11 protein-coding genes are annotated in these 13,258 nt (G+C 55.2%); 4 read left to right on the top strand and 7 right to left on the bottom strand.

Annotation, left to right across the window (positions count from 1 at the left end):
• Positions 1–39: 39 nt before the first annotated feature.
• Together BXP70_RS30320 and BXP70_RS06685 are read right to left on the bottom strand one after the other, a co-directional pair.
• Entirely contained in the window at positions 40–1,323 is a 1,284-nt protein-coding gene (locus BXP70_RS30320; RefSeq protein WP_218779752.1) for a TlpA family protein disulfide reductase, read from the bottom strand.
• A 298-nt stretch (positions 1,324–1,621) separates the two neighbouring features.
• Complete coding sequence (locus BXP70_RS06685; RefSeq protein WP_086593270.1) at positions 1,622–2,725, bottom strand: vWA domain-containing protein; 1,104 nt, start codon at positions 2,723–2,725, stop codon at positions 1,622–1,624.
• Between the two features lie 288 nt (positions 2,726–3,013).
• Between BXP70_RS06685 and BXP70_RS06680 the strand changes: the two genes are divergently transcribed.
• Both BXP70_RS06680 and BXP70_RS06675 read left to right on the top strand, forming a co-directional pair.
• Positions 3,014–3,295 (top strand): DUF427 domain-containing protein, encoded by a 282-nt coding sequence (locus BXP70_RS06680; RefSeq protein WP_086593269.1) that lies wholly within the window; start codon positions 3,014–3,016, stop codon positions 3,293–3,295.
• A 233-nt stretch (positions 3,296–3,528) separates the two neighbouring features.
• The gene (locus BXP70_RS06675) at positions 3,529–4,197 is read left to right on the top strand and encodes a PliI family lysozyme inhibitor of I-type lysozyme (protein WP_086593268.1); all 669 of its coding nucleotides are present in this window, start codon (positions 3,529–3,531) and stop codon (positions 4,195–4,197) included.
• Between the two features lie 187 nt (positions 4,198–4,384).
• Here the strand turns inward: BXP70_RS06675 and BXP70_RS06670 are convergent, their stop codons facing one another.
• Both BXP70_RS06670 and BXP70_RS06665 read right to left on the bottom strand, forming a co-directional pair.
• Complete coding sequence (locus tag BXP70_RS06670; protein WP_086593762.1) at positions 4,385–5,374, bottom strand: acyl-ACP desaturase; 990 nt, start codon at positions 5,372–5,374, stop codon at positions 4,385–4,387.
• A 109-nt stretch (positions 5,375–5,483) separates the two neighbouring features.
• Entirely contained in the window at positions 5,484–7,055 is a 1,572-nt protein-coding gene (locus BXP70_RS06665; protein WP_218779751.1) for a hypothetical protein, read from the bottom strand.
• A 642-nt stretch (positions 7,056–7,697) separates the two neighbouring features.
• On the opposite strand from BXP70_RS06665, the gene BXP70_RS29390 reads away from it, so the two are divergent.
• Positions 7,698–7,982, top strand: coding sequence for a hypothetical protein (locus tag BXP70_RS29390; protein WP_143436392.1), 285 nt, complete (start codon positions 7,698–7,700; stop codon positions 7,980–7,982).
• A gap of 188 nt (positions 7,983–8,170) precedes the next feature.
• On the top strand, positions 8,171–9,799 hold the full coding sequence (locus BXP70_RS06660; protein ID WP_086593266.1) for a hypothetical protein: 1,629 nt from the start codon (positions 8,171–8,173) through the stop codon (positions 9,797–9,799).
• A gap of 35 nt (positions 9,800–9,834) precedes the next feature.
• Here BXP70_RS06660 and BXP70_RS06655 read toward each other — a convergent pair whose 3' ends face one another.
• From BXP70_RS06655 to BXP70_RS06645, 3 genes are read right to left on the bottom strand one after another with little or no spacing between them, the layout of a single operon-like run.
• A complete protein-coding gene (locus BXP70_RS06655) occupies positions 9,835–10,812 on the bottom strand; it encodes a glycosyltransferase family 2 protein (protein WP_086593265.1) in 978 nt (325 codons plus the stop codon).
• A gap of 3 nt (positions 10,813–10,815) precedes the next feature.
• Complete coding sequence (locus BXP70_RS06650) at positions 10,816–12,114, bottom strand: MATE family efflux transporter (RefSeq protein ID WP_086593264.1); 1,299 nt, start codon at positions 12,112–12,114, stop codon at positions 10,816–10,818.
• 12 nt (positions 12,115–12,126) lie between these two features.
• A complete protein-coding gene (locus tag BXP70_RS06645) occupies positions 12,127–13,143 on the bottom strand; it encodes a hypothetical protein (RefSeq protein WP_086593263.1) in 1,017 nt (338 codons plus the stop codon).
• Positions 13,144–13,258: the final 115 nt, after the last annotated feature.

The raw sequence follows: 13,258 nt of genomic DNA, 5'->3' as shown, positions 1-13,258 counted from the left end.
GCTGCATACTTCCCCTTGTTTGTTACTTTCCCGCAATACTTACGGCCGTTGCGCCAGGGCCTGTTCGAGTGCCACCACCGTCTCCTTTCCGGCTGATGGGCGTGGCGCTGAGCCCTGCCGAATCTTGCCGTCGCGGCCGATAATCCAGTAACTCGGAAAGCCTCCTACCCCATAGTTTGCCGAGGCTTTGTACCCGCCGGGGTCGATGAGATGGACGCTGTTTGGGCCGGTGAGCGGGTGGCGGACCAGAGCTTTCTGCCAATCGTCGGCTTTGCGGTCGACGGAGATGTAGAGGAACACCACATCCTTGCCCAGAAATTGCTTTTTCAGCTTCACGGCCGCGGGTGCTTCGGCGATGCACGGCGCGCAGCTGCTGTACCAAAAGTCGAGGTACACGACTTCGCCGCGAAAATCCTGCAACGACACGCGCTTGCCGCTAGCATCTTGTAGGCTGAAGGCTGGAGCTAGGTCGCCGAGATGCAAATTTGCAGAGGCTTTCAGGACGTAACGTACACGTCTCGCAGCTGTAGAATCACGGTTGTGTATTTTAAATAAGGCTAGCATAGCAAAGGCCGCCTGCTGGTTAGTCACTAAGTGTCTTCGTAATTGGTTGTGGAGCATGTCACCTATCACTTGGTCACGCGTCTGGGTGTCACCAAAATCAACGGTAGCTTGAGCAAAAATTCGTTCGGCGGCACTTGCCTCAGCAGGTAATAACCCATTTGGCGGCAGCAACTGTGCATATTGATACGCCTCTATCAAATCCCCTGTAGCTAGCCTTATACTTAACTCACTGCCATAGCTAAGGGATGATAATGGCAACTTATTAAGTGGATCGAGAAAGTCGGCAGGTAATGTAGGGGACCGTTTTGTGGTGTACTTTACATAGTGCACATAGTTCAACAAAGAACTGGCCCGTTGTAGATCTAATACTTGTTGACGAATACGAACAAACTCAGTAGGTAAGGGCTCGCGGACACCATAACTATTCATGAACTCAAGCTGTTGCTGCCGCCGTACATCAACTTTACGTTTGTACTCAGCTGGTAAGTCTTTAATGCATAATCTCTCTGGAAGAGAATCACGGCTATTATCGAAGCGTAGATGTGTTTGAGCTAGGTAATTGTTGGCAAAGCTGCCACGGCCCGAAAAAGTAACTGTTTTGTAAAAAAACCGACTGTCGGCTTTCACATTCACCGAATCACCTGGCTGAAGAAAAACAATCATCGAGCAGTTGCCAGGCCCGTTGAATTGTCCATCAACGAAGCTATTTACTCCTTGCAAGACTAATCTAAATTTGCCTTCGTCATCTAGCAAAGCCATCTTGATCTCAGGGATCTGAATTCCTTTTCGCGCCACCCACACAGAATCACCTTTGCGTGCATGTAGAATTTGTCCCGTGACAACGATAGTAGAAGGCGGGGCAGGCTTAACGGGTGCTGTCGTCTGCGTTCTAACAGGCGGCTTAGCAGTAGAGCAGGCCGTCAACGCAGCCACAAGAATTAACAATAAGTTACGCATAGCTAGGTAGATAAGGATATAAACAAAAAGCCGCAGAAGTAACGAGACTTCTGCGGCTTTCTATATAGCGCAATGTGTTCTTATTCAGTGTAACAGCTTACTACAGGCTCTTGCGGCGGTTCTTCTTGTAGTCCTCGAAGATCAGGTGACCTAGGCCTTGCAGGCTGCTGTAGTAGGCTTTGCCTTGGTTCACCTCCGTAAATTCTTCCACAAACTGCTTCAGATAGGGGTCGGAGGCAATCATGAAGGTGGTGATGGGCACTTTCAGGCGGCGGGCCGAAGCAGCTAGGTTCAGCGTTTTGTTCACCACTTTCCGGTCGAGGCCAAAGCTGTTTTTGTAGTAGCCGTTGCCTTCTTTGAGGCAGGTTGGCTTGCCATCCGTAATCATAAAGATCTGCTTATTAGGCGTTTTGCGTTTACGCAGCAAATCCAAAGCTAGCTCCAGGCCGGCCACGGTGTTGGTATGATACGGGCCTACTTCCAAGTATGGCAGGTCTTTCACCTTGATTTCCCAAGCGTCGTTGCCGAACACAATTACGTCGAGGAAGTCTTTGGGATACTTCTGCTTCACCAATTCGGCTAGGGCCATGGCTACTTTTTTGGCGGGCGTGATACGGTCCTCACCATACAAAATCATCGAGTGCGAGATGTCAATCATCAACACCGTGCTGGTCTGTGACTTGTGCTCGTTTTCGCGCACTTCCAAGTCGCCTTCCGCTAGCATAAACTCGTCGGTGAGGCCGTGGTTCAGCTGGGCATTGCGGATAGATTCCGTCATTGAAATCTGATCCAGCGAGTCGCCGAAGCGGAACTCACGCATGTCGGTGCTCATCTCGTCGCCCTGACCGGTGTGGGGCGTACGGTGGTTGCCGGTATTGCTCTTTTTGAGCTTGCCGAAGATTTCCTCTAGCGCGCTTTTGCGGATGTTTTGCTCGCTCTTAGCCGTAATCTGGAAGGAACCCTTTTTCTGGGGGTCTTCGTCGATGTAGCCTTTCTTCTGCAGATCCTCGATAAAGTTGCCCATACCGTAATCATCGTTGGTCAGGCCGTACTGTTTATCGAGCTGCGAGAGCCAAGACAGGGCCTCCGACACGTCGCCCGACGTGATGGTAACCAGCTGCATAAATAGTTTAAAAAGAGAGTCAAAGCCCTTCTCAGGCGACTCCTCAGGCACAAAATCTCGGAAACGAAAGCCAGCAGACATAAGACAGGGATTAGGCTAGGAGAACAACGGACGGGTGAAGTTGGTTTATCGGTACTGGTTTTTGAGGCGCGGCCGGAACAATAGTCCGCTTGTCAGAACGTCATTCCGAGCGTAGCGAGGAATCTCGCGTGTGGTCGTTGCACTGGTCCATCTGCCGATTGACATTGCTACTGCACGCAAGATGTATCTCCTTGGTCGACATGCTGTTCTAGAAAAGTGTACGAGACGCTTCGGCAAGCGCAGCAAACAGCCTGAGAGCCCACTATCAATACCCACAACACCACCCTTATGAAAGCAATCTGGAACAACACCGTCGTGGCCGACAGCAAAGACACCATTGTCGTCGAAAATAATCATTATTTCCCGGCTGACTCTATCAACCGCGAATATTACGAGGATAGCATCGCCCACACGAGCTGCCCTTGGAAAGGCCGCGCCAGCTACTACTCCTTGCGCGTGAACGGCGAGCTAAACAAGGATGCGGCCTGGTTTTACCCTGAGGCGAAGGATGCCGCCAAGCACATCGAAGGCCGGGTGGCCTTTTGGAAAGGCGTGCAAATCGTGCCGTAAAGCTAGCTTGTAGCGCAAAGCCTGCGTTTCGCGTTTCATTGAACAATCTTGCACACTCCTTGTGTAGAGCCTATGCGTCCGTCAGGACCTAGGTACAAGTCGTTCGAGGGTACGAGAAGCCCAGGCTTTGCACTACTGGTGTGCTACGCTAGGTGCAACCTCAAGCGCCAAGGGGCGTTAGTGCTGCTGTTGGCTACTACGCCAACCTAGCTTTTCTACTGCCTCTCCTTGTTATGAAATTACCTGTTCCGCACCTATTTTCTGCCACCCTTCTGCTAGCATTGGCTAGCTTTTCTGCCTGCGATACCCAACGTTCTGTTACGGAAAGTGCCGATCCTAGGAATTCCCTCCGCAGCAGCACCGCCACCGAAGCCCCAGCGGCTACACCACCCGTTTCCACAACGGCCGTCAGCTATCACAAGGCCGTTACGGCAGGTGCCCATCGCTTTGTGGTCGAAACCAAGGGGGAAGGCAGCCAGCGGCAACTGGTTCTCAGCGCGGCAGAAAGCGGCCGTGACCCCATTTCGAATACGCAGCCGCTCAACGGCACCGTAACCGACGTAGTGGCGACCAACCTCAACGATGATAAATCGCCTGAACTGCTCGTCTTCGTTTCTGATGCGGGGAGCGGTTCTTACGGACAGCTAGTGGCCTACAGTTTCGCGAACCAAGGCCGTCAGTCGCTCACCCTCCCCGACCTGACCAGCGCGGCAGCCGAAGGCTATCAGGGACAAGATGTGTTCAAGGTGCAGGGCCAGGAGTTGCTCCGCTCCTTCCCGCTCTACAAGCCCGCCGACCCAAACTGCTGCCCCAGCGGCGGCACGCGCACCGTACGCTACAAGCTTCCTGAAGCAGGCGTCGCTTTTCAACAAGTCTCTTTCGCCGACCAAGCGAAAAAATAAGCACGCGGATCTACCGTCGCAACGCGGCCTTATATCGATCCACTCTTCCATCAACAACGACCTAGCCCTAGCGGGGCGACACCTAGGCTAGGTGCCACCCCACTAGGGCTAGGTCGTTGTTGATGGTTTTCTGCCAGCATAGCATTGCGCTACGGCTAGCTTTGCTAGCGAATTCCGTTAGGCGGCTTTAGTCAATCCACTTGAACTTGTACTCCAGCTTCGGCACTGGCATGCGGTCGGCTACCCGACGTAGGCGATTAGGCAGCGCCACGATATAGTCGCGGGCTTTCTCAGCGGCCTCGTTTAACCCAGTCACCTTTTCCACTTTCCAGTCGCTGATCAAGTCTTCCAGAATATCGGTATAATCCTGGCTGGTGTACACACCTAGGCGCTGGGCGGCATCGGTGAAGTGGCCGAACGTTTTGCCCATTTCCACCCCTAGCTCGCGCATGTAGTGGGCGGGCATCACAATTTTCTTGCGCATCATGTCTTCGAAAGCCAACATCATTTCCGAGGGATCTAGCTCAAAGATCTTGTCGACGAAGGTTTTGTACACGCGGGCGTGACGGGCTTCGTCGCCGGCAATCATGCCGCAAATTTTGGAAAGCTGCGCATCACCGGCTTTACGGGCCAAGGTGCCTACGCGGCGGTGCGAGATGTTGGTAGCAGCTTCCTGGTAGCTGGTGTACACAAACGAGCGATAGGGGTCGCGGCCCGTCCCTAGGTCGAAACCGTCGGCAATGAGGTACTGGGTGCTGTTCTCAAACTCGCGCATGTTCACGCGGCCGGTCAGGTAGAGGTAGCGGTTGAGCAGGTCGCCGTGGCGGTTTTCCTCGGCCGTCCAACCCCGAATCCACTGGCCCCAGCCGTTGCGGTGGTCGTCGCGGTCGAGGTTTTCGAGGTCGTGAAACCACGATTCGTAGTTAGGCAGCGCTTCTTCAGTAATAGTGTCGCCGATAAGGACGGCCAGCAAATCATAGCTCAAGCCTTGGGCCCGTTCGCGCAGCAGCTTCACTTCCTGGAAAAACACATCTGTATCAAGCCGGGAGTCAGGCAAAAAATCGGATGGCTGCCAGTTGTCTTCAACTTTTTTCAGGAAGGAGTCCATGTTCTCTCGAATGAATGATTCGAGCGACTGGAGCACCTCGGCGCGAGAAGCTAGGGCGGTGGAGAGCATAACGACGGGAGAAGATCTAATGAAAAAGGAACCCAAAGGTACGGCACCCATACCCAGGGATACGTGAGTTGTTTGGCAGGTAGGCTAAATAAAATTTTGGCTTTTCCACTTATTTCATCGTTTTCACACCCACTTGGTATAGCTGAGGGAGCAACGTATCAGAACTAAACGGAGGGTCAGCCTGAAAGTGCCAAGTGAGTTGTCTAGGTGCCGTTCGCACCGTTAAATAAGAACCCAGGAAGCGCGCCATCTCGGGAGTAAGCAGCCACACCACATGGGGGCGTTGGGCGAGGCGTTGTAGGGACACAGCAAAGTCGCGCGTGCCAGTGAGTTGCTGGCGCAGGGCACCCGAAGAAGGATCGAGCGTCGGCCAACCGGCTAGGCTAAGCACCGGCTGCTGGCTGACGCTGTACGTTTTAAAAGGCGATAAGCTTTTGTAAGCCGCCTCCAAATTAGCAGTCACGATCAGCTGGTTTGCCGCCGAGCGCCTAACCTGCGTTAGGTACGTTTCGTGGGCAGCCTGTTCCTGCCGCAGCACTTGTACGCGGTGCACGGTTTTATAACCGTACAAAACCAGCACCGCTACTGTACCAACGGCAACTACGCGCAAAAAGTGTATTGGCCGTTTTATTTGTGGAGCTGCAAGTACATAGGCTAGGTTGCTCAACCACCACAAATCCATCAGGGGCAGCCCAAGCCGCGGTGGTAATTTTAGTACTACGCCTAGGCCCAAGAGTAAGGCTCCGTACGCCAGCTGTACCAACCAGAAAAGGAGTTGTTTATTGCGCCGCCACACCAGCCAGCAAAGCGCCACTTGCCCGAGGAGTACTGGAAAGTAGTCCCGGACCAACAGCCCCACGAGTGTTTGTAGCTTGCCGGGTGCTTCATGCCGCAAGAAGTAGCGCACATCGAGGTGCATAGCCCGCTGAAACAGCGCCTCATTTACCACTAGCGAGTCGCCGAGTACCCAGTGACTTACCGCTTGCACGCCTAAGCTATCGGCCGCGGTAGGAGGCGCGGGGCGGTAGAGCTGGTAATCGTTGCGGTTGGATTTGAGCACGTCGAGGGTACGGTACGTGGCCGTGGCCGGCGCGCGGGCCAACGAGAGGCCGGCGCTACTCACCGCCAGGAGGGCTACTGCCACAGCTAGCAGCCGGAGCCCAAGCCTCCCTCCTAGCCACCACCCCCCCGGCGCTGCAGCTAACAGGCCTAGGCCGGCCGCGCTAGGTCGGATTAGCCACGCTAGTCCTAGCATCAGCAGCCCCAGCGCTACAACTGGTTTTTGGCGCACGTGCTGCGCCGCCAGTAGCAACCCCGTACCGCTCAGCAGCACCGGAACTCGACTATAGTTGAACCACAAGCTATGTTCTAGCCACGCTAGCCCAAAAAACACTATTAGCCCCCCCATTAGCCAAGTCAGGGGCACACGTTGGTGCAAGAGCTTCCAAAGCACCGCAAAGCCAGCCGCCGTAGCTAGGTAAAGCAAGCCGTAGAGGAACAAACCGTACCAAGGCCACGCTGGTGCTATCTGATACAACCACGCCAGAAACCGGGCAATGCCGTGAAAATACAAGTGCAGATCCGTAACCGGTGCGGCCGCCGAAGCGCCCCGTATCAGCTGCGTAATAGCAAGGTCATCGTTGGTTTCGTAGTAGCTACCTAGCCCGCTGCTCCCAGCCAACAGTAGTAAGGCGGGTAACACTACTACGCAAAAGGGCCGGGCAAATTTCAAGCGGGTAGCAAATACAAGAGCACGGCAGAAAGGTCGCTAAAGAAAAAGCAACACCCAATTTTACGCACAAAGCATTTTTGCGCTCCAAATCCTGGTTTTCCAGCCAAGCGCCATGTACTTAGCTACTACGCCCCAAATTCTTCTACCTAATTACTGTCGAGTTCGGTGAAGCGATGAATAGCTACGTCTTTGGGAACGCAACAACAACTAAATACAAATTCTAGGATATAAAAATACTCCCCCTCCCGAAAGTTGACCATTACCGTGATAATTGTCATATAATCAGGTTGCTCCCAAAAGGCAAAAAGTAATCTAATCCAACTTTTACCTAGGCACTCACATGTTGAAATTATCATTAAATAGGCCCTTATTCACCACAGGCACAATAGTTGCCTACTCGTCGTAGCTGCCGGTTGTGCTACGTATACCGACAAGTAACAAAACTACCGCTTCGATCAATATGAAATAAAATGATTATATAATTATACTTTTCAACTACAAAGCTTAATTTTATCCTCATATCCTTACAGCTTACCCGCAGCAACCTCTATTATATTTGTCCAACTTCGTCTCACTTTACGCTACATACTATTGCATACTTATACAATAACCGATTTTGAGGGTGAATTCGATATCCGTATTTCCCTGCTAGGTGCGCGCTACAAGGCCACCTATTATGGCCCGCACGAGGACAAGTTAGATTGCATTCGGCCGGCCGGGGATTATCCGAGCTTAATCAAGAATATTCACCGGGCGGTTGCTGCCTGCAAGGGTATCCCAACCGCTCCGCCCTGCCGCACCATTAATATGGCCGAATGGGTTCGAGCAGCTAGCTGTTCGGATGTCTGGGCTGTTCAATCAACGGCCAATGGCTAAAAGGCACTTCGTGCTCCTCAGCTTCTTTTTTCGAAATAATTAGCAAAGGCTCCCTGACAAGCAGGGAGCCTTTTTTATTGCCCGGCCGCACCATATTATGCCAAGCACTTACCGCTTCTCCCACACTAAAGGGGGTACACGAACCTAGCCTCACCCCGCGAATCACGCTAAATGCTTGCTTTGCACTTGTGAATCGCTCCTTGCTCCGTCTGCCCCCCTATGCGCTGGTATTTGCCAGCCTGTTCACCCTCGTCTACTTCTTCCTGACGCACGAGGGACTTTACGCTATTGATGATCATTTTTATTCCCGCTACGCCTATCAGCTTGCTACGGGCACCTTCCACCTAGGTCCCGATCCGCGCGGCTTGTTGCACGATCCGCTGCACGAGCGGGTGCTCATCTTCGCGCCGGTCGCGCTGCTTTACCGCTGGTTCGGCGTAGATATTATCACCACCACCCTCTGGCCGCTGCTGTGCACGCTGGGCTGCCTCGTGCTCTTCTGGGTGCTTTACCATCGGCGCGAGCCGCTAGCCGCTGCGGCAGCCATACTGTTGCTAGGTCTCCATTATTTTTCGCTCAACCTCAGCAACTACCTTTACCCCGATAACATCCTGATGTTTTGGTGCCTAGCTAGCGCTGCCGCTTTGCTGGTTGGGCGCCGCGCCGCACGCGCACCTAGCATTTGGGGGGCAAGCTTCGCGCTACTCACGTTTGCGGCGTTGCTGAGCAAAGAAACCATCGTCTACTATTTTCCTTTCTACGCTTTCCTTCTTTTCCGCGACTTATTGGCCCGGCATAACTACCGATTCTGGGGCGTGGCAGTAGGTACGGGCGTGCTTCTTTTAGCTGGCTACCTAGTTATCTACCAGTTCTATACAAATGATGCGCTGTACCGTATTCATCTCATCGAGCGCACGAATGAGTTTTTGAAGGAAGGTAACTACCTGGTGGGCAACCGGGACGCCCTAGTGGCGCGCATTACGTGGCAACCACTGGAGTTCTTTCTCAGTACCGGGCTCGGGGGCGTGCTAGCATTAGCGGTGGCTGCACTACTGAGCAAGCGGCCAGCTTCAGACACAGATACTGGCTTTTGGCTAGGCTTATCTTTCACAACACTAGCCTTTTACTGGCTGGGTAGCACCTCACTAACCCACTACAACCCCATTACCCTGCTCCCGCGTATGACGACGCCTTTGCTGCCACCGCTGTGCCTAGCGGCTGGCTTTGGGCTACGCAACTTCGTGCAAACGGGTCGTGGGGGCTGGCTGCTGGGCGGCGCGCTGCTCGCGGCCGCCGCCTGGGTCCGTAGCAGCGTGTCGTTGGTTTACGCGGGGTTGAGCCTTTACTTCTTCGTGGCAGCATGGTGGGCGGGCCCGGCCAAAAGAGCGACGGGCACTGTAGCATTTGCGAGCCTAGCCTTGCTTGCAGTTGGGCTCTGCACGGCTATTCGCCCCGTGTACTTTATGCGCAAACCCAGCGTTTTGTCCCACTTCGACCAGAACCGCATCTTTCGCCAACACCTACAAGCCCCGGCACGCGGCGTGGTATTCGTCGATGATTTTCTGATTGATAATTACGATTTCTACTACAGCTATCAGGTGCCACCGGGCCTCACGTTCCGTCGCTATACCGCCGCCGATTCGGTGCAGCTAGGGCCTGGTCAGCATGCGTGGCTGCTCCTCAATCGCAGCACGCTCACCAACGATGAGCTGACGCGCAAACTCATCCGCTACTCGGAGCAAGACGTGCTGGCGCGCTTCCCAAAGCGGCGTACTATAGCGGAAGCGGGCAAAGTAACCCTATACGAGGTGCGATAGCGCAGGCGTGATGGCGCGAATTGCCTTTCGCGGAGCTAGCTTTTAGGGAGCCCCCGAATGCTAGCCGCTACTTTGGCGTATTTGCTTAGTAGCTGATCTAACAATTGAGGCTGAGCAACTTGCTTCAACAAGCTGTACAGCGCTTCTGCTTCGCGGAAGTTACGCCAGCGCACCGCTTGGCGCATTTCCCAGCGCAGCCGAATAGTTAAGGCGGCGCGCTCGGCGGGGGTACGACACAACGCCAGTGCTTTCCGGCAGACCTGAATGGTGGAAGCCAGAAACGGGTCGTTGGGCCGGTACCCGCGGCGCGACATCGACGTGGGATGCAGGCGTTTGCGGGTGGTCACCTCATCAAAAAAGTAGAACTGCCAGTTGCGGGCCGCACGCACCCAGAAGTCAAAGTCCTCGTAGGCCAGTTGTTCATCGTAGCCACCTAGGTCGTCGAGCACGGTGCGGCGCATGAGCATGGTGGGCGTGCTGATGAAGTACCGGGCGAGCACATCGGCAAAAACGTCGCCGCTGGCTGGCTGCGGGACTAATTGCCCCTCGGCCGTGCGCCGGTAATGATAGCGCACTAACTGGGAGCGTTCGTCGATTAGTTCAGCATCGGAATACACCACGCCGTACCGCGCCCCAAGCTTTTGAAAGGCAGCTATTTGCTGTGAGACACGCTCGGGTAGCAGAACATCATCGGTAGCAAAATCCAGGAGAAATTCGCCCCTCGACTGGCGATAAGCCCGGTTGAAAGCGGCGCAATTGCCAACGTTCTGTGGGAGCAGCAGTAGCTGCCAGGCCGGGTTAGCCGCCGCATAACGGGTTAGGATGCCGGCGCTGGCATCGGTGCTGGCATCATCGACGAGGATGACTTCTAGATTGGGGTACGTCTGGGCTAGGATGGAGTCCAGGGCTTCGGGCAGAAACGGCGCATGGTTGTAGCACAACGCCACGATGGTGACTAGTGGCGGAGCTTTTCCCTCTGCGGATAGAGCCGTATACCAGTGCGTTGCTGCCATGCCTTAAGCCCGCCAATAACGCCGGAAGTATGCTCCGCACCCGACCAGGAGCACCCCGAACCGTACCGCGTGCGCTAACGGCACACCTACCAAGCCGTAGCGCGGTATCAGCACCGCCAGCAAGCCCGCGTACAATGCCGCCGAGCCCGCTTGCACGGCTACGTAGCGCCCCACGCGAGCCTGCGCCATGAGCAAAAACAGCAACATCCAGGTCAGAAACTTCGCCCAATCGCCTACCAGTTGGGGTCCTACCAAATAGCGAGCGGCCACAAAATGCGTATCAAATAACACCATCAGCAGCCAGTCGCGCAGTAGAAATAGCAGACCTAGCCCCGCCGCAGAGGCTACTGCCACCAACAGAAGTACCGTGCGCACGTAACTCCGCAGGGCTAGAGGTTGGCCCATTAGCGCTGCCAAACGCGGATAGTACACGCTACTCATCAGCGCCGAGAACACCATTGTGTAGTTATCCGACAGCTTCGTAACGGCTTGCCACAGATCGACTTTCGCCAACGGAAACCGCTGAATGAGCGCGCTCCGCAGGGCAAAGCTTACAGCGTAGCTGAACAGCAGCACACTCACGGCCATTACCAGAAATTGCCCTAGCTGACGCACTGCCACCCAGCTGACGCGGCCGCGCAACCTCGGTAACAGGCCCTGCTGATGGGCTAGCCAAAAACCGGGCGCTGCCACTAGCCCTTGCCCCAACAGATACGCCAGCAACGCCCGCTGAGCGCCTTGCCCACTCACTAGCGCCCCGGCTGCGGCCCCCGCGCCGAGCACCGCTACGGCGACCGTCAGCCCGATGTAGGCGCGCAGCTTGCCAGCCGCGAGCAGCACCGCTACCCAATAGGCTTGTACCATCAGCAGCGCCACGCCCACAACAAACAACGCCACCCATTCCCAGCCCACGTGAAACGCCCCTAGCAGTGGCGCTGGTGCTAGTAGTAGCACCCCGATACCGAGCAGCAACGCGCCCGCATTTAGCACTATCCCGGCGCCCAACCAAGCCCTATACCGTCGGCCTGTGGGAGGTAATGGAGCTAGGTATTTGATGACGCCTACTTGTACTCCGTCGCTGGGCAGGGCGGTGAACAGGGCCAGCAGGTTTTGGAAGTGCGCCAGCAGCGTGAGCGCACCGGGGCCGCCATACAGCGCCATGAGCTTATTAAGAACCAAAGCGCCGGCCGTCCGGGCACCGACGGCTACACCCGTCCCAAACGAATTCTGCACGAACCGTTTCAGCACCGCGCCCCGGGTTTCGGACGATGCAGTAGAAGTAACGTTGGAGAGCGGCGGCATGCGGACAGAACCTTATAACGCCCACGCAAACGTCAGCTTCAAGCTCAGCACGCCACCTAGGTGTCGTTTGAATTGCAGCAAGGAATGATTGGGTCCTTCTGGCAGCGTGGACGTACCTAGGTCGAGCAAGCGCATGCCGTTGGCGTGGGCAAAGGAGTATAAGCCTTCGTTAAGCAGCACCACCGGACTGAACACGTTGTACGCCAGCGGGCTAGCTGGGTAGAAGTTATAGAGAAGCTGACCATTGACGCGAATTGCCACCGTAAGGGCTGCCCAGTCGCCCTTGTTGTCGCGCACCGAGAACAGGAAGTGGTCCTGCGGAAACAGGCGAAATAGCTCTTGCAAACGCTCCAAGCTTAAGCTCAGGGTTTGGCCCTTTTCCGCCCGGCATTGCTGCAAAAACGCGTAGGCAAGTGGCAGCAGCAAAGGCGGCTCCTGCTCAAACTGAAACCCCGCCCGCCGGCACTTCTGCAACCGGCGCCGCTCCGAGGGATGCAGCCGGGCTTCAAAACCTAGGTCTGTTAGCTCCAAATGGTTGTTCAGTTCGGCCAGCGCGACGTGCGCCCCGAGCTGCGTGAAAGCTTGAGTAAGCAAGGTGCTCGCCATTGGATCGTAGGCGAAAGGATAGCACCGCACCTGCACCTGTTGCACGCCATGTTCTTGCAGCACTAGCCCAACTTGCTGTAAAAAGGCTAGTACCACTGCGGAAGTGATACCTTCCGCGAGCTGCACCGATCCAAAAGGCGCTTGCCAAGGGCTGTAAGCGGTGCGCGTATCAGCTTCGATAAACACTTGAAAGCTAGCGATGATAGCAGTCTGCCGGGCATCTTCCAAGTAAAAGCGCAGCTGCTCGCCGGGGTGTCGTTGCAAGGCCACGTGCGCTGGCGTGAGGTACAAGAACGGCTCGAAAGCCAACGGCTGCGTTGGTGCGTGTGGTGCGTCGCCCGTAATACAGCGCACTGCGTAGCGGCCGCCATCAAGCGCGAGGGGAAGCAAACGGGCAGCAGCAGAGGACGACAAGGCGGGCATGGAAAAGACGTACGAAAAGCGAAATTACAAGTAAATACGCCACGCGTCGGGACGAGGGCACCATATGAGCCCGTATTGACCGATTAGCTTTGCTAAACGGAAGCCTCACCAAGAC

The organism is Hymenobacter crusticola (assembly GCF_002154225.1).
Taxonomy (GTDB): Bacteria; Bacteroidota; Bacteroidia; order Cytophagales; family Hymenobacteraceae; genus Hymenobacter; species Hymenobacter crusticola.
The sequence above is the reverse complement of the archived record's forward strand: the minus strand, read 5'-3'. Positions and strand labels throughout refer to the sequence as shown.